21 protein-coding genes are annotated in these 22,242 nt (G+C 50.6%); 2 read left to right on the forward strand and 19 right to left on the reverse strand.

The window, feature by feature from the left end; translation table 11 throughout:
• Window positions 1–184: 184 nt before the first annotated feature.
• From M2387_RS16150 to M2387_RS16160, 3 genes are all read right to left on the reverse strand, one after another.
• Entirely contained in the window at window positions 185–1,456 is a 1,272-nt protein-coding gene (locus M2387_RS16150; protein ID WP_259050882.1) for a GGDEF domain-containing protein, read from the reverse strand.
• On the reverse strand, window positions 1,437–1,952 hold the full coding sequence (locus tag M2387_RS16155; RefSeq protein WP_259050883.1) for a putative pterin-binding protein: 516 nt from the start codon (window positions 1,950–1,952) through the stop codon (window positions 1,437–1,439). The genes M2387_RS16150 and M2387_RS16155 overlap by 20 nt, the downstream gene beginning before the upstream one ends.
• A gap of 349 nt (window positions 1,953–2,301) precedes the next feature.
• Complete coding sequence (locus tag M2387_RS16160) at window positions 2,302–2,817, reverse strand: GNAT family N-acetyltransferase (RefSeq protein ID WP_259050884.1); 516 nt, start codon at window positions 2,815–2,817, stop codon at window positions 2,302–2,304.
• Window positions 2,818–2,914: 97 nt separating this feature from the next.
• Between M2387_RS16160 and M2387_RS16165 the strand changes: the two genes are divergently transcribed.
• Complete coding sequence (locus tag M2387_RS16165; RefSeq protein WP_259050885.1) at window positions 2,915–3,814, forward strand: LysR family transcriptional regulator; 900 nt, start codon at window positions 2,915–2,917, stop codon at window positions 3,812–3,814.
• Window positions 3,815–3,824: 10 nt separating this feature from the next.
• Here the strand turns inward: M2387_RS16165 and fecE are convergent, their stop codons facing one another.
• From fecE to pdxR, 8 genes are all read right to left on the reverse strand, one after another.
• Window positions 3,825–4,592, reverse strand: coding sequence for a Fe(3+) dicitrate ABC transporter ATP-binding protein FecE (gene fecE, locus M2387_RS16170; RefSeq protein WP_259050886.1), 768 nt, complete (start codon window positions 4,590–4,592; stop codon window positions 3,825–3,827).
• Window positions 4,593–5,549 carry a Fe(3+) dicitrate ABC transporter permease subunit FecD gene (gene fecD / locus M2387_RS16175; RefSeq protein ID WP_259050887.1) on the reverse strand — a complete coding sequence of 319 codons (957 nt, stop codon included), beginning with the start codon at window positions 5,547–5,549 and terminating at the stop codon, window positions 4,593–4,595.
• Window positions 5,546–6,544, reverse strand: a complete 999-nt coding sequence (gene fecC / locus M2387_RS16180; RefSeq protein ID WP_259050888.1) for an iron-dicitrate ABC transporter permease FecC — start codon at window positions 6,542–6,544, stop codon at window positions 5,546–5,548. The genes fecD and fecC overlap by 4 nt, the downstream gene beginning before the upstream one ends.
• Complete coding sequence (locus M2387_RS16185) at window positions 6,541–7,443, reverse strand: Fe(3+) dicitrate ABC transporter substrate-binding protein FecB (RefSeq protein ID WP_259050890.1); 903 nt, start codon at window positions 7,441–7,443, stop codon at window positions 6,541–6,543. Before M2387_RS16185 ends, fecC begins: the two co-directional genes overlap by 4 nt.
• A 58-nt stretch (window positions 7,444–7,501) precedes the next feature.
• On the reverse strand, window positions 7,502–9,826 hold the full coding sequence (fecA, locus tag M2387_RS16190) for a TonB-dependent Fe(3+) dicitrate receptor FecA (RefSeq protein WP_259050892.1): 2,325 nt from the start codon (window positions 9,824–9,826) through the stop codon (window positions 7,502–7,504).
• Between the two features lie 86 nt (window positions 9,827–9,912).
• Entirely contained in the window at window positions 9,913–10,866 is a 954-nt protein-coding gene (gene fecR / locus M2387_RS16195; protein ID WP_259050895.1) for a ferric citrate uptake sigma factor regulator FecR, read from the reverse strand.
• On the reverse strand, window positions 10,863–11,384 hold the full coding sequence (gene fecI / locus M2387_RS16200) for a ferric citrate uptake sigma factor FecI (protein WP_259050897.1): 522 nt from the start codon (window positions 11,382–11,384) through the stop codon (window positions 10,863–10,865). Before fecI ends, fecR begins: the two co-directional genes overlap by 4 nt.
• A gap of 154 nt (window positions 11,385–11,538) precedes the next feature.
• Window positions 11,539–13,038 (reverse strand): MocR-like pyridoxine biosynthesis transcription factor PdxR, encoded by a 1,500-nt coding sequence (pdxR, locus tag M2387_RS16205; protein ID WP_259050899.1) that lies wholly within the window; start codon window positions 13,036–13,038, stop codon window positions 11,539–11,541.
• Between the two features lie 118 nt (window positions 13,039–13,156).
• On the opposite strand from pdxR, the gene M2387_RS16210 reads away from it, so the two are divergent.
• Entirely contained in the window at window positions 13,157–14,422 is a 1,266-nt protein-coding gene (locus M2387_RS16210) for a 4-aminobutyrate--2-oxoglutarate transaminase (RefSeq protein ID WP_259050900.1), read from the forward strand.
• 229 nt (window positions 14,423–14,651) lie between these two features.
• On the opposite strand, the gene M2387_RS16215 is transcribed toward M2387_RS16210, so the two are convergent.
• The 8 genes from M2387_RS16215 to speB form a co-directional block, all read right to left on the reverse strand.
• Entirely contained in the window at window positions 14,652–14,861 is a 210-nt protein-coding gene (locus M2387_RS16215) for a YdgH/BhsA/McbA-like domain containing protein (RefSeq protein WP_259050901.1), read from the reverse strand.
• 444 nt (window positions 14,862–15,305) lie between these two features.
• Entirely contained in the window at window positions 15,306–16,238 is a 933-nt protein-coding gene (locus M2387_RS16220; protein ID WP_259050902.1) for a 2-hydroxyacid dehydrogenase, read from the reverse strand.
• A gap of 4 nt (window positions 16,239–16,242) precedes the next feature.
• A complete protein-coding gene (locus tag M2387_RS16225; RefSeq protein WP_259050903.1) occupies window positions 16,243–16,974 on the reverse strand; it encodes a class II aldolase/adducin family protein in 732 nt (243 codons plus the stop codon).
• Window positions 16,971–18,497 carry an amino acid ABC transporter permease/ATP-binding protein gene (locus M2387_RS16230; RefSeq protein ID WP_259050904.1) on the reverse strand — a complete coding sequence of 509 codons (1,527 nt, stop codon included), beginning with the start codon at window positions 18,495–18,497 and terminating at the stop codon, window positions 16,971–16,973. Before M2387_RS16230 ends, M2387_RS16225 begins: the two co-directional genes overlap by 4 nt.
• 32 nt (window positions 18,498–18,529) lie before the next feature.
• Window positions 18,530–19,333, reverse strand: coding sequence for an ABC transporter substrate-binding protein (locus M2387_RS16235; protein ID WP_259050905.1), 804 nt, complete (start codon window positions 19,331–19,333; stop codon window positions 18,530–18,532).
• Between the two features lie 2 nt (window positions 19,334–19,335).
• A complete protein-coding gene (locus M2387_RS16240) occupies window positions 19,336–20,421 on the reverse strand; it encodes an isopenicillin N synthase family dioxygenase (protein ID WP_259050907.1) in 1,086 nt (361 codons plus the stop codon).
• The gene (locus M2387_RS16245; protein ID WP_259050908.1) at window positions 20,418–21,281 is read right to left on the reverse strand and encodes a sugar phosphate isomerase/epimerase family protein; all 864 of its coding nucleotides are present in this window, start codon (window positions 21,279–21,281) and stop codon (window positions 20,418–20,420) included. Before M2387_RS16245 ends, M2387_RS16240 begins: the two co-directional genes overlap by 4 nt.
• Before the next feature lie 10 nt (window positions 21,282–21,291).
• Window positions 21,292–22,242, reverse strand: a complete 951-nt coding sequence (gene speB / locus M2387_RS16250; RefSeq protein WP_259050909.1) for an agmatinase — start codon at window positions 22,240–22,242, stop codon at window positions 21,292–21,294.

A 22,242-nucleotide genomic window follows, 5' to 3' on the forward strand; every position in this document is an offset into this window, starting at 1 on the left:
TATGCAAAATTTATTTTCAGATGGACATTAATCGATCCTTGATGACAATATTGTCCGCATTCCAGATATAAATTCTAGATGACTCCAACAAACTTGCCAGTAAGATCCCAGGATTATAGTAAAAATTTTAATTGAATCACGCCCTGTAAGGTAAGAATCAATCCCTTACAGGAAGGAGCTGTCGCTAGCTGTGCGGATCGTTGCTACCATCATTAAACTGACTGACTTTGTTTCTGCCTGCTTTCTTGGAGCGGTACAAGGCTACATCAGCATTTGATAGTAGCTGAGTCAGTGTTTCATTGGGGCTGGCAGGATAGGCAATACCTATTGATACGGTGACACTTATTTTTAATTCATCATTAACGATGATAACATCTTCTTCAATATGGCTGCGAATTTTTTCTGCAATTTCTAATAAATCTGGTTTTTTTCCCAGGGGTAAAATTGCGGCAAATTCTTCTCCACCTATCCGGCCAAAAATACCTGATTCCAGGAATACATATCTCATTGATGTACCGACATTCTTGATAACTTCATCGCCAACTAAATGGCCATAATGATCGTTTACACTTTTGAAGTTATCAATATCCAGCATCAGTAACCCATACTTTAAACCTAATTTATTGCACTTAATGATAAGGGATTCCGTCTTTTCAATGAAAGCTCTACGGTTATAAATACCCGTAAGTTCATCGGTGCTTGCCATATATTGTAATGCCAGAGTCCGCTCTTTTACTCGCTCCTCCAGGGTATAATTCGCTTCCCTTAGCGTATCTGCCATTGCTTCGGTAACTTGATGATTTTTAATCAGTCTCCAGATAAAAAGAACGATGCCAACCAGTAAGATGAAAAATGAAAAAATAAAAATAATCGCAAGTTTTCCCTGTGATTTTTTCTGTTCAACCTCTTTCTGATTATAGCTTTGATTAAATTTAGCAATGGTTGTATTTATTTTTAAACGTAAAGGTTGAGCGTCAGCTATAATTGTGTCTGAAACAGCTTTGAGATCTTTGTCATTCTGTACATTTTCCAGCAAATCAGACCAGTAAATGGTCATCGATTTTAACTCAGCAAAAACATTTTCCGCATCTGGAATGTATTCTTTTAATTCTGTCTGATAGCTTAATTCATTACTGTCTGTACTTAATACGGCATAGAGTATATCCAGCCGTAAAGTCATCTCATCTTTACCCTGAGTATAATCTTCTGATTTAATTTCATATGCAGATAGCATTAGTCTGTATAATTCACTGCTGACGTTACTGATATACCAGGTGTCAGCATAATAATGTACCGTTGAAAATATACGAGCCTGTTTCATAGCTAGCGTTAAAGAGGCCACCACAACCAATAACAGGAAAATTGAACCAGTTAAAAGCCCGCGTGTAATAAATTTACGCCTACGGAGTTCTTTTTCGCCATAATAGGTTTTCTCATTATTTAACGCGAATTTCATGAATCATCCAGATAGTATAGTCTTGATATAATGGAGTGTTGATTTCTCTATATTTATCAAATGGATAAATCAATATTAATGGGCCTTTACTTCGTATGGATATCGTATTTCCGTTGAGACGGGAAGCCAGTACCGGGTTATATGCGTTGATACTTTTCATCGGAATAGAAATAACGTAGTCATTTAATGCTGCCAGTTCAATAATAGAGTCTTCTTTAGCGCCTAAGTTCTGCACAATATACTTTAATGAAATACCACTCCATTCATTCTTGCCAGTAATTCCAAGACCAGAGGGAAGACTGGTGAGCAGCGTCTCCTGGGGCATACTGTCTAAATTAGATAGATCGCAAAATTGTTTTTGCATATCAGTGGATTGCAGTATTAAAACAGCTTTTGATTCTTGTGTCGGGCATAGCTGTGCGGCTTGCGCCTCAGCAAAAGAGAAATAAAAAATAATGGGAATGAATAAATATGGTATCTGCCGCAATGAAATCATACATGTTAACCCTAAACTATAATAACCACGAAAGAATCAGTTACAATTTTAATCAACCTGGCAATCGATTGAGTTTATTTAAACAACCTGTTTCCAAGGTTTAAGCAGATAATTTATAGCATAGTTGATATTAAACCATTTACTGATTTTTATTTTTATCTATAGATCACGAATTTCTGATTTTTTCTGTGCAAAAAACAGAAAATAACTTAGCCTGGTAATTTTTTAGCCGCGAGTTATCTCACGGCAAATTAAAATACCAAAAAACTGAGATATAGCTGGAGTAAAAACCGATTATGTCAGTGTGAGTGGCGCTTCATTCCGCCATGACGGGGATGGTTTTTTTACCTTATGGGAGGGTAGCATCACCTGTTCCAAGAGTTCGCTGCATAATAACCGTATCGAGCCAGCGCCCGTGCTTAAATCCCACCGAGTTGAGTGTTCCGGTGACACTAAAACCCGCAGCACGATGCAGAGAGAGGGAGGCCGTATTTTCACTGTTACCGACGACAGAGACGAGCTGGCGAAAACCCCGTTCTTCTGCCCAGGCTATTGCTCGGGATAACAAGCGTTTACCGATACCTTTGCCCTGATGGTTAGCATCAATATAAACCGAGTCCTCGAGCGTGAACCTGTAGGCGTATCTTTCCCGGTAGAACGAGAGGTAGCAGTAGCCGAGAACTTGCCCCTCATCCACTGCCACAAACCATGGCAGTCCCGCTATACGTAATTTGTTAAGTCGGGCTGCTATTTCATCTTCTGAAGGTGGTTCGGTTTCAAACGTCGCGGTGCCGTACAATACGTGGTACGCATAAATCTGTTGTATTGTGGCAATATGCTGTTCATCTGCTTCTATTATTTCCATCGATATGGCTCCTGTATTCACTGACACAGAGCCTACCGCTAAAAGCATACTTCTGACAGATAGCCTGGCTTATCCAGGCTATAAGGATAACTTTGACATGGCTAAACTTAACCTTGATCACTTGGCAACCTTCAAACTGGTTATCAGTCGGGGAAGTTTCTCTGGGGCAGCAGAAGCGCTCGGCCTGTCGCAGCCCGCGGTGAGTTTACAGATAAGACAGCTGGAGCAGGCGCTTCAGGTCAGGCTTATTGAGCGAACCAGTCGGGGAGTCAAACCCACTACCGCAGGGCTAACGCTTTTGGAGCACTGTATACATATCGATGCTGTTATCAATACCACGATTGAATCGGTATCCCGGCATTCAGACGAGATAACCGGAACCGTGACCCTGGGTACCGGTGCGACGGCTTGTATTCATCTGCTTCCCCCTCTGTTACAACAACTCCGACAGACACACCCGCTACTAAAAGTGGACGTCCGAACCGGTAATACCTCAGATATCGTTCGCGGTGTGGAGGAAAATCGTATCGACATCGGACTGGTGACGCTGCCAGCGACGGGTAAATGCCTGAGTATCAGTCCGCAGGGAACAGATGAGTTTGTGATTATTATGGAACAAGATGCCTCAGAGCAGAGTGGGGAGCCGATGTCGGCGGAGGACTTGTTGTCACTGCCGCTGGTTATCTTTGAGCCTGGAAGTGGAACGCGTGCGCTGATTGATGACTGGTTCCGTTATTCCGGCCATATTCCCAGCCCGGTGATGGAACTGGGAAGCATTGAAGCGATTAAAAAGATGGTGAGTGCGGGTCTCGGTTATAGCGTCGTGCCACGGATGTCGGTGGCAACTATCGAAGACAGGCAGGGACTCAGCCTCTACTCCATGACGCCCCCATTGCACCGGAGCCTTGGAATCGTGATGCGAGAAGACAGGGTTATTAGCAGGGGAATGAGTGAAGTGTTGAGCGAATTGCGCAGGCATTTTCCTGAAAAACAGTAGTTCGTCGTCATCAGATCACCACACACATCGGCCTACCCGATATCGGCTCCGGATGTATTTCTGCTTCGATGCTAAATACTGCTTTCAATAGTTCAGGTTTCATCACCTCTTCCGGTGTGCCTTGCGCGATAACTCGTCCCTGTGCCAGCACCACCAGGTGGTCACAGTAGCGGCTGGCCTGGTTTAAATCATGCAGTACTGCAATCACGCTTTTGCCTGCTGTTTTGAGTTCTCCCATCAGCCGCATCAGTTCAACCTGGTGGTTGATATCAAGATAGGTTGTTGGCTCATCAAGCAGAACCACAGGGGTGTCCTGTGCCAGTACCATCGCCAGAAATGCACGCTGGCGCTGGCCTCCGGATAGCTCTGTTAAGCGCCTCTCGGCCAGAAGATGCGTCTGGGTTTGGTTCATCGCGATATCGACGCGGGTATTGTCTTCAGCGGAGAGTCTTCCCCACAACGACAGCCACGGGCTACGGCCGTAAGAGACCAACTCCCGGACAGTGATCCCTTCGGGAGTTAAATGGTGCTGCGGTAATAGCGCCAGCTGGCGGGCTAACTGACGCGAAGTAAGTTCTTTAAGCGGTTGGTCATCAAGCATTATCGTGCCTGATTGTGGTGTGATAAGGCGTGAAAAACAGTTTAATAGCGTCGATTTCCCGCAGCCATTAGGGCCGAGTAGTGCGGTGATTTTCCCCGCAGGCAAGGTCAGTGACAGACTATCCAGCACTTTTTGGGTGCCATAGCTGATGCTCAAGTTTTCAGTTCGTAATGTCATTTATCGCATTCTCACAAGCAGCCAGACAAACCAAGGCGCGCCAATGATGGCCGTCAGGACGCCAGCCGGAAGTTCCAGCGGAGGATGAATCGTTCGTGCCAGCAGGTCGGCAATGACTAAGAGTAATGCTCCAGTCAGAGCGGATACCGGGAGTAACCCGCGGTGTCGTCCGCCGGTAATTTTGCGCACCATATGGGGTACCACCAGACCAATAAAACTTATCGGGCCACAGACGGCGACACCGGTTGCCGTCATGGCGACAGCCAGCAGTAAGCCCCAGAACTGGCTGCGTTTAACCGAAACTCCGAGGGTTGCGGCGCGCGCTTCACCCAGAGCCAGCAGATCAAGGTCACGGCTAAAACACAGACTTAACGGTAGCAGCAGGATCAGTAGCGGTACGGCGATATAGACAAAGTTCCAGTCGCGGCCCCACAGGCTGCCGGTGAGCCATAACAACGCACTATTGACCTCCTGCGGGCGGGAGAGCATCACATAATCAGTCAGGCTGGCCCAGCAGGCGGAAAGGGCCACGCCGGTAAGCGCCAGCTTCATGGGCTGTGAAGTTTTCGCCAGCAGTTTCAGTAATATCAGACCTGCCATACCGCCAGCAAAGGCCAGCAGCGGTAGCACCACGACGGGGAGCGAAGGTAACAGTAATAAAGCGCCCACGGAGGCGAGACTGGCGGCGTGATTGACGCCAAGAATATCCGGTGAAGCCAGAGGGTTACGTATAATCCCCTGTACCAGCACTCCGGCGACCGCCAGCGCGGCACCGGCAAACAGCGCCAGCAGCAGTCTTGGCAGGCGGTATTCCATCAGAACGTAGTAATGTTCGCGTCCAGGCTGCCAGTCGGTGAGCAGCGCATGCCAGGGAACAGCGACCACGCCTGAGTGAAGCGATAACAGCGAGCATCCTGCGAGCATCAGCCCGATAAGTGTAATCAGGGTGATTTTCATCCACGCCTCCTGACCAGCCAGACGAAGCAGGGAGCTCCAATCAGCGCCAGTACGGCACCTGCGGGGAGATCGCCGGGGAAGGCTAAGGCTCTGGCCAGCATATCAGCCAGCAGCATCAGGGTCGCCCCGAGCAGCATGCTCATCGGCAGTACCTTGCGCTGGTCATAACCTATCCAGAAACGTGCCAGATGCGGCATCAGTAAGCCGATAAAGGCAACCGGACCTGCCACGCTAACGCAGGCTCCAACCAGCGTCAGTACCAGCAGATTAATCATCAGCCTGAGTTTAGACAGATTCACCCCCAGGGTATGGGCGGTGCTGTCACTGACGTTAAGTAGATTTAGCTGATTTGCCAGCAATATCACGACGGGAACGGCAATTGCCACCACCGGGAAGAGCTGCCAGAACTCCTGCCAGCGAGCATGGGAGACGCCGCCTGCCAGCCAGTAAAAAATGCCATAAGCGTGATCCTCTGCCAGCAGCAGAGTAATGCGGGTCAGTGCCATGCAAAAAGCCGATAAGGCAATGCCAGCGAGGATCAGCTTATTTCTGTCCCGGGTATGACGAAATCCGCCTCCGGCAGCCATCACCAGCAGCCAGCTGAGACCGCCGCCGCAGGCTGCGATAAAGGCAAGAGAATAGCCCATCACCGGAGTGGGGTTGAGTGCGCTGGTAAGCGCCATCGCCAGTGCCGCACCACTATTAATACCCAGCAGTGAAGGGGATGCCATCGCGTTATGGGTCAGGGTTTGTAGCAGCGCGCCCGCGACGGCGAGGCTGGCGCCAATCAGAATAGCGACCAGGCTTCTGGGCAGGCGCAGGTTTTGCACTAATGCTTCCGGGAGCGTGGGCGTATGGCCGGGAAACAACGCCTGGAGGGCATCGACGGCAGAAACAGGAATAGCCGAGTAGCAAAACAGACTCAGCCAGAACAGGCTAATAAGCACCGCAATAGGGAGTCCCCATTGCAGTGCTGGATGTTTCAGCGATTTCATTTCACATCGGTAACGGGCTGATGATGAAAGATATTAACGGTATCGCTGGCAATCTTCTCGGCTGCAAAAATTCCGCGCATCCGTGCCCAGGCGTTACTGTCGACAGCGGCCACTTGCTGCTTTTGTGCGGCGGTTAATAGTTGCCATAGCGGGTCTTGCTGCCAGTTTTTAACAATGCTTTCTGCACGATAGTGTGCGACCAGCAGCCAGGACGGATTAATCGCCATTAGCTGCTCAAGCCCGATGGAAGGCATTGCTGCACCTGCCATAGGTGCAGGGACTTTTAAGCCCAGAGAAGTCAGCACGCTGCCGGTGTACGTGTCTTCTGTATGCAGGTTGAACTGCTGTTCACGAGAAGTGCCAAATACCACCAGGGTCCCTTTCGGTAACTGGTTCGCCGCTTGCTCCATCTTCTGCTTATGCTGCTCTAGCCGGGACTGCATCTGTGCCTGTTTGCCGACCACTTCACCGATAATCGCCGCAGATTGCAGGTTTTCAGCGTAGGTTTCATTGCGTGATTTAAGCAGCAATACCGGGGCTATCTGCTGTAGTGCATTGTAAATGCCTGAATGACGGCTGCTATCGGCAATAATCAGATCTGGTTTAAGTGCGCTAATCGCCTCAAGACTGGGCTGAGCGCGGGTGCCAACCGACTGCCAGCTTTTCAGATGGTCACGGACTTCGGGCAGAATACGGCTGGCATCGTTATCATCGGCGATGCCGACCGGGCTGACATCTATCGCCGCAAGCGCATCGGCGAATGACAGCTCCAGTACCACAATGCGCTGCGGGGTTTTATCCAGGGTAAAAGTGCCGTGTTCGTCCTGAACTGTGACGGCAAAGGCATGGCTGCTCATCAGCAGCAGAGCGCTAAGAAGATAACGGAAACGGGTGAGCATAGTGACTCCTGAAAGCCGGGCGTGCTGTGCCCGCCCGGCTTGAAAGTGATGTTGCTAATCAGAACTTCAATGACCCTTGCATATACAGCGTGCGCGGCTGGCCTGCGTAGAGGCCTTTATTGTTGTCATCAAAAGAACGGGTGAAATATTCCTTATCGAAGAGGTTTTTCACACCGAATGCCATGTTCAGGTCTGCCATCTGCGGACCAAAGTCATAGGCCACGCGAGCGCCCCACAGCATAAAGCCGGGGATCTTGCCGGTACTGCCGTCAGCACTTTCCTGAACGGTATTGGCGTTATTGGCAAACTGGCTGGACTGGAAATCACTGTTCAGGTTAAACGTCCAGCTACCCGGCTTGTAATCCACGCCCAGGGTGCCTTTTTGTTTGGGTGAGAACGGCACTTGATTGCCGTAAGTATCGCCATTTTCGACGATTTTCGCGTTGACATAGGCATAGCTGGTATAGACAGAGACGTTATCCAGCGTTGGCGTTAGCGCTCCCAAGTCATATCTGGCCTGGGTTTCTAACCCGGTATGGCGCGTTTTACCGCGAGCCGTCACGGTGTCATCGGTCTGGTTGGAGTCGTACTGATTACTAAAGTTAATCAGGAATAGCCCCATTTCCGCTGTCAGCGCGCCGTCGTCGTAACGGGTTCCGAGCTCCCAGGTTCGCGCTTTTTCTGGTTCCACTTTGCCGCTTTGAACAGCCTTGCCAATTTGGCTGTACTGTACGGTGCCGAATGAACCTTCAGTGTTTGCATAAACATTCCAGCTATCTGTCAGGTGATAGAGTACGTTCAACGCAGGAAGCGGGGCGTTATACTTCACCTCTTCATGCGTGCCTTTGATGAGATTGTTTTGATTCGAGGTGATATGTTCAAAACGCATACCCGGGGTGATCGTCCAGTCACCCAGGTCGATTTTGTCATCCAGATACCAGGCATGTGCCTCGGTGCCTGAGCGAGTATCACGATCGTACGGGCTGGCGGTCGAAGGTAACTGACCGCTGGTGGTGGGGGTGTAGTAACGCAGTTCATGCGTTGACTCATTCACATAGCGGTAACCAACGCCGACTTCATGCGCGGATGAGCCCAGCATAAAGCTCTGGCTGTAGCGGGGCTCTATGCCACGAACCCAGTAATAGCGTGGTGACAGAGTGATTCGGCTCCCCTGTTCCAGATAGCCGCTGCGCAGTGTTTCGGTGTAGAAAGCCTGAATATTAAACTTATGCTGGTTATCAGGCTGGAACTGATAGCCGAGGTTTGCCAGTTTACGACGACCCCAGAAACGGTCATACGGACGGGTTGACTGCCAGCGATCGGCGTTGTAATCAGCGCGCGAGAGGCCGCCGGGCATATCGGCTTCACCGTCGTAATATTGCAGCAAGCTATTGAAACTATGCGCCTCGTTAGGGGCATATTTGCTTTTCAGCATCACGTCGTCAATACGGGTCGAACTATGCTCGCGCCAGTCACTGCCGCGTACGCCTGAGTAGAGCAGGGCGGAGCCAAAGCCGTTATCGGCGGTACCGCCTATCATCAGGTTATGGGTTTCTTTTGGGTTATTCTGGGAAGAGGATGGGCTGAGTTGCCCCTCGACGCCCGCTGCGATACCAAAGTCCTGCGGAATGGCACGGGTAACAAAGTTCATCACGCCGCCGACGCTTTGTGGCCCGTAGCGTACTGCACCACCCCCGCGTACCACGTCGATAGCATCCATATTACCCAGTGAGACCGGTGCCAGTGAAAGCTGCGGCTGACCGTACGGGGCAAACGGCACCGGAATACCGTCCATCAGGATAGTGGAGCGGCTGGCAAGACGTGGATTCAAACCACGGATACCAAAGTTCATCGCCAGATCGTGACTACCTGTGCCGTTATTTTCCGGAGCACTAACCCCAGGAATACGGTTCAGTGCTTCACGCATAGTCGCTGCGCCGGTTTTAGCAAAATCTTCACGACGGATAACGTCACGAGCCCCGGCATGTTCAAACACATCGTTTTCACGCGCATTGCCGAGCCAGTCTCCGACTACGGTGATGGCATCTTCTTTAGGAGCCGGAACAGGTTCCAGCGTCCAGCTATTATTGCCGAGTGGTTTCACCTGCAGGCCGCTACCGTTAAGCAGCTGTTGCAGGCCTTTTGCTCCCTCATAGTCACCATTCAGGCCAGGACTCTGTTTACCGCGCGTCAGGCCGGCATCAACCGATAATGTCATACCGCTTTGCGCCGCATACTGGTTGAGTGCTTTATCGAGCGGACCGGCGGGGATATTCACGGGTTCCGCAAAAGCGGACAGCGACAGCCCGGCCAGCGGCAGCAGGCTCAGGCGAATTACGTTAACCAGAGGTGTTGTTTTACCAGGCACGCGTGCAGGCGTCATACCTTCTCCATCATTATTTTTGTGGTGTATAGCTATGAGTCGAACGAGAAGGATAAAAAGGACAATCGAAATGAGAATTATTTTTCTTATCGCGGAAGTATAGTGACCATATATCTCGTAATATATTGAATTTTCACGGGTAATGTCTGAGATATAATATTTAACAGCGCATCGGTATCTTTTAGCGGAAAGGTGCCGCTCAGGCGTAATCCGGCAACCGCGGGGTCACAGCGCAGGATACCGCTACGATAACGGCTCAAAGTGGTAATCACTTCACCCAGAGGCTTATCACTAAAACTTAAAACTCCTTGGGTCCAGCTGGCACTTTCTTCATCAAGCGGCGTGATAGCGCCAAATTCAGAAGCACTGAATTCCAGGCTCTCTCCAGCCCGGACGATACGTTTCCCTGATGCGTTATTAGCCAGAATCACTTCAACGGCATGTTGCTGCACATCGAGTCGCGTAAAGCCGTCCTCCTGCCGGACGATAAATTCTGTTCCTAAAGCCGTGAGCTCGCCCTGACGGGTAAGCACTCGGAAAGGGCGATGCTGGGCGTCTTTGGCGGTGGTGATAGCGATTTCGCCATACAAGAGCTCAATATGACGTTGCCGGGAAGTAAACCGGACATCGGCTGCGCTTTGCGTATTGAGTGTTAGCTGGGAGCCATCTTCCAGTCGTAAATGGCTGACGGTTCCTTTGGCAGTGCGGTAGTCGGCCCGCATTCCGGTGCCGGTTTCGGATTGCCACAGCTGCCAGCCTCCACCAATACCAAGTAATAGCAACAGCCCTTTCATCACATGGCGTCGGGTGAGCTGAGTATCATGCAGCGCACGGCTGGCGACATTGCCTGGAACCTGGTTGAGCTGGTTACGTAAGTTCTCTACCTGCTGCCAGGCCCACTGGTTATCCTGATCCTGCTCATACCACTGTTGCCAGCGTGCTTCCTGTTGCGGACTGGCAGGTTCATCGCTTAATACGGCATACCAGTGTGAGGCTGAACGCAGGGCCTGACGGCGTGAATCGGTCAATGATGGATTCACAAGCCATGCTCCAGACGAAACAGCAGGCAATGCTCGACCGCTTTTGCCACATACTTTTTCACTGAACTTACCGATACGCCAAGCTTGAGGGCGATTTCGCTGTAGGTCAGCCCTTCCAGCTGTGAAAGCAGGAAGGCTTCGCGGGCTTTATGACTGATGCCATCGAGCATGTTATCGATCAGTTGCAGCGTTTCCAGCTGACTTTCACGTTCTTCGAGGGTAGGTGTCAGCGCCTCGGGCATCAGAGCCAGCATGTCCAGATAGGCTTTTTCCAGCGCATTACGGCGAAACAGATCCACCATCACGCGTTTGGCGATAGTACAGAGGAAAGAGCGCGGATCGCGAATCGTGGATAGCGTGTCACCGGCCATCACTCTTAGAAAAGTATCCTGGGCAATATCATCGGCATCAAATGCCGACTGGAGCTTGTGCGTCAGCCAGCCTTTCAGCCAGCCGTGATGCGTGCCGTAAAGCGATTCAAGGGTCAGAGGAGCAGTGGTAGCGGCGCGGTCAGACATGCGGAATATATCAAAAGTTAATCATCACGCGGCTATACTATTATGAGAATGGTTCTCATTACAATTGAAAATCATCTCGTTCAGCCAGAGAACTATGCAACATATTGTTAGTTCTGATGAATAAATCCATTTTTTGATGGTGACTCAATATTGGCTATTTCCTTGCAGTCGGCAACAACACTCGCGGACACAATGCCTGTAAGCAGCAGAGTAAAACCTGGAATGCTGGGGCCATTTCGGCTTCTGGCAGCGAGGCGAATCCGACTAATAAACCTTTTTTCGGCCGTTTACTTAAATAGTATTTTGACAGCGGGCGCACAAGTATTTGTTGAGCGTTGGCCCTCTCTGCAATTGCGACATCATCCGCATCTTCGGGTAAATTCAGGATCAGATGTAAGCCCGCTTTATCGCTGAAGTCAGACAAGACCTGTGGGATACAGTGCCGGGTAATCAGCTCTGTTAAACAGGTTCGGCGGCGGCTATAGAGCAGTCGCATGCGCCTGATATGGGCCGAGTAGTAGCCTTCGGTAATAAACTCCGCCAGCGCCATCTGAGTCAGGGCATGCCCGCTACGATAGAGTTCGTTATGGGCCTCTTTCAGAATATCGGTCAGTGGTCGGGGTAATACCACATACCCTATCCGCAATCCCGGATAGAGCGTTTTACTGAAGGTACCAATATAGATAACCGGCGCCTCGGCTATCAGCCCCTGTAGTGCGGGGATCGGCTGGCCGGAAAAGCGAAATTCACTGTCGTAATCATCCTCAATTATCCAGCTCCCCTTTTGCCTGGCCAGCGCCAGTAAACGCTGGCGGCGTTCCAGGCTCATCACAACGCCCAGAGGGTACTGATGTGAAGGCGTGACAAAAATCAGGCGCGGAGTTTCATCGATGATTTCAGGAGGGCATAGGCCATGGGCGTCGACGCGAACAGGATTAATGCGTACGTCGTTCATGGCGAGGATATGGCGAATGCCCCAATAGGAGGGTTCCTCGACCCAGGCTAAATCACCGCTGTCACAGAGCATGCGGGTAATCAGGTCGATCGCCTGGTGAATTCCCTCAGTTATAAGAATTTGATCTGCCTGACAATCAACCCCTCGGGAGACGCGAAGATAGTCCGTCAGGGCATGCTGAAGCTCGGTCGCGCCCCCTTTACTGTTATAGCTAAGCTGCTCGGGTTTGGGGCGGCGATGCAGGCGAGCCTGTATTTTGCTGAACAACTGATGAGGAAAAGCATTCACATCCGGAACCCCCGGAATAAAGGCTCCCCATTGTTTTGGGCTGGCGCTGATATGGGACAGCAGGTGTTGTCCGCGCTGGGACAGGCTGGTATTAATCGCCGCTGACAGGGGCTCTCCGGGACGAGAGGCGGCCAGCAGCATGTCCGGCAAGGTCTGAGCCACAAAGGTGCCACTGCCACTCCGGGAACTGACGTACCCTTCCGCCTGCAACTGTCCATAGCAGCTTAAGATGGTGTTGCGAGAGATAGCCAGCTCACTCGCAAGATCGCGCGTGGCAGGCAGGCGACTTAACGGCGGGAGTGAGCCATCAAGAATCGAGCGACGAATCGCGTTATACAGGCGCTTATGCAAAAGCGCAGTCGTTTCTTCCTGCAGGCGGATCAGCAGTAAATCACCCACGAGTGTGCGCAATTGGATCCCTCAAATAATCAAAACTGGTACTCGATTATAGAGCCAATGCCGGTGTAAAAATAGGCTATTGCGGTGAGTTTGTTACCACTTAATAACATCTTAAATGGGGGAGATAAGGATGAAAAATTCAGAGTTAAACCAGCGACGGTTGCAGGCAACACCGCGGGGTGTCGGGGTGATGTGTGATTATTTTGTGGAGAAGGCTGAGAATGCCACGATTTGGGATACAGAAGGCAACGAGGTGATTGATTTCGCAGCGGGTATTGCCGTTCTGAATACTGGCCACTGCCATCCGAAAGTGATTGCCGCAGTTGAGCAACAGCTCCATGCCTTCACCCATACGGCCTATCAGGTCGTGCCCTATGAAAGCTATGTCTCTTTGGCGGAACGCATTAATGCCTGCGCCCCGATTGATGGCCCGGCGAAAACGGCCTTTTTTACCACGGGTGCTGAAGCGGTTGAAAATGCAGTAAAAATTGCCAGAGCCTATACCCGCCGTCCCGGCCTGATAACCTTTGGTGGTGGCTTCCATGGCCGGACATTTATGACCATGGCGCTGACCGGCAAAGTGGACCCTTATAAAATTGGCTTTGGCCCATTCCCGGGGTCGGTATACCACGCGGTCTATCCTAATGCCGCCCAGGGCATCAGCACGCCAGAAGCCCTGCGCAGCATTGAGCGGATTTTCAAAGCGGATATTGCCCCTGACCAGGTCGCCGCTATTGTGCTTGAGCCGATTCAGGGGGAAGGGGGTTTCAATACCGCGCCCGCGGATTTTATGCAGGCCTTACGTAAGCTCTGTGATGACCACGGCATCCTGTTAATTGCCGATGAAGTTCAGACCGGATTTGCGCGTACCGGCAAGCTGTTTGCTATGGAATATTATCAGGTCAAAGCCGACTTAATGACCATGGCAAAAAGCCTGGCGGGCGGTTTCCCGCTCTCTGGCGTGGTCGGCCGGGCAGAGGTTATGGATGCCCCTAAACCGGGTGGATTAGGCGGGACTTATGCCGGTAACCCGCTCGCGGTGGCGGCGGCTCATGCGGTGCTGGATGTGATTGAAGAAGAGCAGCTCTGTCAGCGGGCGGTGCAGCTGGGTGAGCAACTCAAAGCGGTTTTACAGCAGGCTCGTTTAACTTGCCCGACGATTGTTGATATCCGCGGTCAGGGCTCGATGGTTGCTGTTGAGTTTAATGACCCAATGACCGGTGAGCCTTCGTCTGAGTTCTGTCGTCAAATACAGAGAAAAGCGCAGGAACATGGCCTGTTACTGCTCAGTTGTGGCGTATACGGCAACGTGATCCGTTTCCTCTACCCGCTTACTATTCCCCTTCCGCAGTTTGAAAAGGCTCTGAATATTCTCAGTAAAATACTGAAGGATTGATAGTCGGGGGAGTGAAAGCTGAGGGCTATGAAAAGGCCTTAGGCAATTCAATCTCAGGATTTATCAGTGCGATTCTTGGGTATTTTTAAGGGATAGGACGTTATGGTAAATGCCCGGGAGAGCCGAAAACAAAAAAACCTCCGGAGAGGCTTTTCTATTCAGCAGTGGAACTTCGAAATATGACCGCCATCTCTGACGGCCTTTCCGGCAGTTCCTTCTGCGACCATTCTTATTTGTCCAGGTTCGCTGTCATGTGTACGCGATCACCGACACGGGCACTGGTAATTGTGTAGTGAGAGCCTTGCTGCTCTGCCATCGCAGAGATTTTAGCTTCTGCTGCATCCAGTGTGGATGCGGTGGCGCTGATGCTTTGTGCGAAGGCACCGAAAGACATTACTGAAAGAGCAGCAACTGCAACTAAAGTTTTGATTGATTTCATGGTCGTATTCCTTGAGCTTCATTATTCATTAAGTGGCGCTGTTGGCCTGATGTGATAAATAATAGGCAATACGTACATTGATTGAAATCGGAACTATTTGTTTATATTGTTCAATTATACTGAATTAAATGGATGCGTATCTTTCTGATGGTCTGATAGAGGTTAGTTGAGTATTCAACGTGTCCGTCTGGTTTATAAAGTCGAGGATAGCGAGTTAGTGATCCTGGTTGTGGCAGTCGGTAAACGCGATAAAAATGCCGTTTATGATGCAGCCATGAACGACTATTCAGCACTGACAAATAGCCCGAAAATGAACTGCACCCCAAAAGTTGGCTACCGGCACTGGCAACCAACTCCTCTCCACCACTACAGGGGCACCGCAAGAAGGAAACAGGAGGGAACACGAGGGGTTATCAGGGAGATATGCCTATCTTGATAGTCCTGTTAGTAACCGCGCGCTTTATCAACCTGATTATTGATAGCGATACCCGCCTCGATACGCTGAATATTCTCGAGAAGTTGCTGGATTATCACCTCGGCGGGTGCAGAGGAGGCCATATGTGGCGTGATAACCACGGCGGGATGCGTCCAGAGTGGGTCACTGGGTTCAAGGGGTTCAACCGGAAAGACATCCAGTACTGCACCTGCCAGTTGTCCACTGTTCAGAGCCTCAAGTACATCCAGATTCACCATATGCTCACCGCGACCACAGTTAATCAAAGCTGCCCCCGTAGGGAGCTTATCGAGCAGGGGTTTGGCGAGTATACCGCGAGTCTGTTCAGTGAGGGGTAGCAGGTTGATAAGCACATCCAGCGTTTGCAAAAAATCGCCGGCCTGGGCCTCACCTGCGTAGGTCTTTACGCCTGGTAATGGCTTTGCATTGCGTGACCAACCGGAAACTTGATAACCCAGCTGGCTCAGCTGTACTGCAATATATCCTCCAATTTCACCCAGACCCATAACCCCGATATGGTAGCTGGCGGCCTGGCGCTGGGGATAAATTTTCCAGATTTTCTGGCTCTGGTTGCTGATAGCGCGATTGAAGTGACGCTGAAACCAGAGCACTCCCCACAGGGCATATTCATACATACCGTGGCGAAAATTATCATCCACCACCCGGCACAGGGCAACATCGCTGGCAAACACCGCTTCCGGCAGATGATCGACACCGGCAGACGCCGCCTGCACCAGTTTAAGCGCAGGGGAGTGCTGTAATAACAGCGGGTCAGGCTGCCAGCAACAGGCATAGCGAGCCTGAATAGCGTCAGCCGATCCGGGTAAGACGACTGTGACCCCCGGGGTCTGTTGCAATATCGCGCAAAGTTCGGCATTTAACTCAGGTTCATCGCAATCAACAAGAATAATACGTTCAGACATGGGTTCACTCTTTATAAGAAGGATCTAAACGATCCAGGCGACGCAGCCACGCCTGCCAGACTTGTTGACGTTCATGCTCGACTCCCATCAGTTGTTCACAGGCATGCTGACTTAAATAGGGGGAAATAATTGTCGGCTGGCAAAGGGCTGCCAGCTGGGCAACTGCCATTTGAATTTCACAGGATTTATTGAGGTAGTACATAATGCAGAAGGCATCCGCCACCGTCTTGCCCACGGAGAGTAAGCCGTGGCTTTGCAAGATCATGGCAATGTTATCATCCCCCAGCGATTGCTGAATTCGTTCTCGCTCATCGAGATCAAAAGCCACGCCTTCATAAGGGTGGTAGCCCACACGCTGGTAGAACTCGGTACTGATCTGATTCAGTTGTAACAGGCCGTCGCGGCAGGCAGCGACCGCCATGCCAGGCAAAGTATGAGTATGCAGCACGCAGTGGGCATCTTCCCGGGCCATATGCACTGCACTGTGGACAGTAAACCCGGCAGAGTTGGCGGGGGCGTTGCCTTCCACCACCTTACCTTGCATATCAACGACAATCAGATTACTTGCCGTGACTTCATCAAACATCATCCCGAAAGGGTTAATCAGAAATCGGGGTTCACCTTCTCCCGGTAAACGTGCTGAAAAGTGGGTATAGAGCGTATCCTCCCAGCCGAATAAGGCGGCCAGCCGATATGCGGCCGCAAGATCCTGACGTAATTCACGTTCAGTGGTCATGATTGTACTCCCATAAATTCACGGATGCGGGTAAGGGTGCTGTCTGTACGGTTTTCACGAATAAGCTGTGGCGGGCTGTCACACTCTATGACGCCGTTTTCCATCATCACCACGCGGTCAGAAATGGATAACGCAAAGTCCATTTCATGGGTGACGATCAGCATCGTCATTCCTTGACTGGCCAGTGACTTGATGACTTTAAGCACCTCGCCGACTAACTCCGGGTCTAGCGCTGATGTGGGTTCATCGAACAGCATAATGTCCGGCTTTAATGCCAGGGCCCGGGCAATAGCAACACGCTGTTGCTGACCCCCGGAAAGCTGATGAGGATATTTATGGATGTGTGCCAGCAGTCCGACACTTTCCAGCAGAGTGAGGGCTAAATTTTTTGCTTCGGCTTTATCCAACAAATGATGATAGAGAGGGGCAAGCATTACATTGTCGAGTACCGTGCGATGCGGGAACAGGTTAAAGCCCTGGAACACCATGCCGATGCGACGAACACCTGCGCGCATCTGGCTTTTATCGAGAATCGCTCCGCCCTTAAGATAATCTTCCCCGTAAAGAATAATCTCACCGCCATCCAGGCTTTCAAGGGCATTAACGGTGCGGATCAGGGTAGTTTTACCTGAGCCAGACGGGCCAATGATGCTAATCACTTCCCCATTATCAACCTTCAGATTAACTCCTTTCAGAACCTGATGGTTTCCCCAGGATTTTTCAATCTGGCACAAATTGAGCGCTGGTGGGCTACCGCTGATTGACAGGATGGGAGGAGGAGCAATATCAGCGACCTGCAGGGTGCGGCGCAAATCCTCACACTGGGAATCATTGAGGGTTTGCGTACGTTTCTGCTGCAGATCGAGTTTATTTTCAAGGATCCGAAATAGCCAGGTAAACACCGTAACGATCGCCACATAATAAATCGCGACGGCCAGCAGCGTTTCCATTACCAGAAAGTTCTGGGCATATAAACGCTGACCAGTAAGCAGTAATTCAGGTAAAGAAATTACCGACAAAATAGAGCTGAGTTTAATAATGGTAATATATTCATTAATCAGCGTCGGCAAAGAGATACGAAATGCCTGAGGAATAATAATCAGCCGCTGAATACCGAAAAAGCTAAAACTTAATGCATGTCCTGCTTCAGCCTGTCCCTTTGCGACTGAAAGTAATCCACCACGATGAATTTCCGCCATATAAGCTGCTTCGGTTACCGTCATTGATACCAGACCGGCAATAAACGGGATCCCGAGTAATGGCTGGGTAACAGGAAATAACTGCGGCAAGTTATACACAAAGACCAGTAAAACAATTAAGGGTACGCTGCGAAAAAACCAAATATAGAGTTCGACGGGGACTCTTAACCAGCGCGGTCCGGACATTTTCACGCAAGCTAAAATAAAACCTAATACCAGCCCCATAAACCAGGATAATGAACTGACGACAATCACGGTCAGGCAAGCCTGCCAGAATGCCTCAACATGAAATAATGAAAAGAAATATCCCCAATCGAACGCCATATAGACTCCTGTTGCTCATTGCATTGCCAGTATTAATCGATACTTTGTAAGTTATATTTTTTGATGATTTCTTCGTATTTACCGTTGGCTTTTAAAGTGGCAAGTGCGGTTGTAATTGCATCAACCAGCGCGGTATTACCTTTGGCGACATAAATGCCCAGCGGTAATGGATAAACCAGTTGGGTTGAGCTGATATGTAAACGGTCACGGCTTTTATCGACAATGATTTGTGCCGCCGGGGCAATTTCTAATTGAGCATTAATATTTTTTGATAATAGGGCCTGAGATACTTCGGGAGAGGTCGGGAATTCCAGAATATTGATCTCCGGTTTGCCGTTTGGCAGACAATACTCATCCGAGAGCTTTTTCAGGCTACTGACCCAGGAAGTGCCTTGCTGTAAGCCCACCTTCAGGCCACATAATTCTTGTTCGGTTTTGGGTTGGATCTCGCCGCTTTTCAGCACCACGATGGATGCGCCCGATAATGCGTAAGGAATAGCTTCAGCTTGTTTAAGCCGCTCAGGAGTGACATACATACCGGAAATCACCGCATCGTATTTTTTGCCGATACCTAAAATCAGGCTGGTGAATTTGGTATCGATCAGCTGCGGTTTAGCGTTCAGCTGTTCTGCTATTAATGCGGCAAAATCAGGGTCCAGTCCGACGATATTATTATTGCTGTCATAGGATTCAAAAGGAGGGTAGGTCACCTCCATGCCGACTTTGAAAACACCATCAGTTAATAACTCAGCTGCTTGAGTTAACGGTGAAAAACAGGTGCTAACCGCGATAGTGAGGGCCAGGTTACGCAGTAATTTAGGGGTTGTTCTCTTCATTATTATTGCTCCTCATTAATGGGGGTGGTTTTTTGCTGTGCTTGTTTTTTCAAATGACCGAAGGTATTGGTTCCCCGCGCCCGTTCCGGAAGTTCCAGCTCACCGTTACTGACTTTTTCACGTAAGTAGCTGTAGGTCTGAAGCGCCTGACCCCACATATGTTCCCCGATGCTTAACTCCTGATATTCATGGGCCTCATCGCCTGCCAGGAAGCTCGGCAGAGGGCGGATCAGGGTGTGATAGTCACAGGCAAAAAAGAGCGGGAATGAGTAACGTTCCTGCGGAACTTTGCGCACCCGATGAGCTGTTGCAACAAATGTGCCAGCGCTTAACACTTCCAACATATCGCCAATATTGATAACAAATGCCTCTTCCCCGGCATGGCTTTTCTGAGGAGGGGCATCTATCCAGACACTGTCTTCATTCAGCACTTCAAGGCCCGGTTGGTCGGCAAGCAACAATGTGAAGCACTCGTAATCGGTGTGTGCACCAATACCGGGAGAGTCCTGTGCGCTTGCATCAAACGGGTAGTGGATCAGCCGTAGTTTTGACGGCGGGCACGTCACCATGGAGGTGAAGTAGCCTTCAGGCAGCCCGAGAGCCAGGGCGAAGGCATCAAACAGACGACGACCGAGGGCGAAAACCGCCTGATAGTAATCGAGCACTCTGGTTTGAAAATCAGGCAGTTCCGGCCATTCGTTAGTGCCTATCAGCGGCGTTTTCGCCAGTACAAACGGATGGTTGTCCGGAGCTTGAAAACCGATATCAAAGGCTTCTTTATGGTCAGGTTTACCCTTGCCATAAATCTCTTCGCCTTCAGGCACGTAGCCTTTATGGCTTTTCGACTGGCCGATGTAGTAGCGCATTTTCTCTTCCATCGGCTGGGCGAACAGTTCTTTTGCTGCAGCCCGGACTCCGGAGATCAATTCTGGTGCAATACCGTGCCCGGTTATGTAGAAAAAACCGACTTCGCGTGACGCTTTACCAATGCGGTCCGCCACGGCCTGGCGAGCGGCCAAATCACTGCTGGCAAGGCTGCTGATATCAATGGTGGGCAATTCAGTGAACGAGCTCTTTGTAACCGTCATTGCGCTATCTCCGGATTGATTAATGATGAAAACTCGGTAAACCGCTGTTGCTGGTGCCGCGCCATCCAGGCATTCAGCGACCATAAATCAGCGACGGGCACGTTGGTGAAGGGCAGGTGATGCAGATAACCATCGGCACCAAATTCTGGGGTTAGCGTCGTGTACTGATAGCCGCGCTGGTATTGTGATAGCCAAATCTGCTGCCAGAAATCTTGCTGAAACTCTAACGCAGCGCGATATTCCGGAGCCGCGGGATGAGGCACCTGAGGGCCTTGGTCATATCCGGCACGCGCCTGAATATGATGTACCCGCTGGATAAATTCGCTGAAATCATCAACCGGGTCGTTTAACAGTCGCTCGCTGACCAAGATCCAGTGGCTGATATCGGCGGTGAAACGCAGCTGCGGAAGTTGTTGGATGATCTCCAGCGTCAGCCAGGGGCTATACAGCGATGTCGCCCGATGGGTTTCAAAACTGCAGAACAGGTCATAGCTGGCAGCCAGTTCATGTGCCTGAGCAAGAAAGTCCACCTGCTGTGCCAGCGGCCAGCGATCGTTGCCTGCCAGTAAATTCACAAAGCGTGGATTCAGTTTTTTGGCTGATTCGAAACGTTCTTTTAAACGCTCCAGATGCTGATTCGGCGTCTCTGCCTGGGCCGGGATCACATCCCCGCCGCTGAAGACAATCGCGATATAGTCCAGCTCAGCGTCTTCCAGTTTTTGTGCCAGTAACTGCTGTTCTTGAGGGGTTTGCGGTACCCGCGCCTCAATTCCGCCGCAGCCAACCTCTTTCAGCTCATTAACCGTCTGCTGCCAGGGCGTAGTCACACCCCATAACGTACGAAATAGATTCAGTTGCATACGTGCTCCTTCAGGGATATTTCACGCCGGGTAACACGCACAGCATTTCGTACAGCAGATTGGCTGCAAGTTGTGAGGTATTACCGCTGATATCGTAAGGAGGGGAGACCTCAACCAGGTCACAGCCAATCAGGTTCAGACCGCGACAGCCGCGTACAATCTCCAGTGCCTGAATAGATGTCAGCCCACCCACTTCCGGCGTACCGGTGCCCGGAGCCCAGACAGGGTCAAGGCTGTCTATGTCATAGCTCAGATAGACCGGGCCGCTTCCCATTTGCTGGCGAACTTCGGCCATTAGCGGGGCGAGGGATTTATGCCAGCACTGTTCAGCAGGCACCAGACGAAAGCCCCGATCGACGCCCCACTGAAAATCACCCGAAGAGTAACCCTGCGCACGCTGACCGATTTGCACCACGCGTTTTAAATCCAGCAGGCCTTCTTCAACCGCCCGGCGGAAGGTGGTGCCATGGGCAATTTTCTCGCCAAACATTTCATCATTGGTATCGGTATGCGCATCGATATGGATAAGCCCAACCGGGCCGTGTTTTTTCGTTAAGGCGCGCAGAATCGGCAGGGTGATGGTGTGATCGCCGCCTAAGGTCATGGGAATTAACGGGTAACTATTTAAATTAGTGTAGTAATCTTCTATTATTTGTACTGATTTCAAAAGGTTATATGTGTTTATTGGAACGTCGCCGATATCACCTACAGATAATGAATCAAAAGGCGCGGCTCCTGTTGCCATATTGTAGGGGCGAATCATCACCGATTCGGCACGAATATAGCGCGGGCCGTAGCGAGTACCGGAACGTTGCGAGGTTCCGATATCTAATGGAATACCCACAAATGCCGCATCAAGGCTTTGTAAATCTTCAATAAATGGCAAGCGCATCATGGTTGCGCGTCCGCCAAAACGGGGCATTTCGTTACCCCCTTGCGGTTGATGAAAAAGGTTTTCCAT

The organism is Klebsiella sp. BIGb0407 (assembly GCF_024807845.1).
GTDB lineage: Bacteria > Pseudomonadota > Gammaproteobacteria > Enterobacterales > Enterobacteriaceae > JGM124.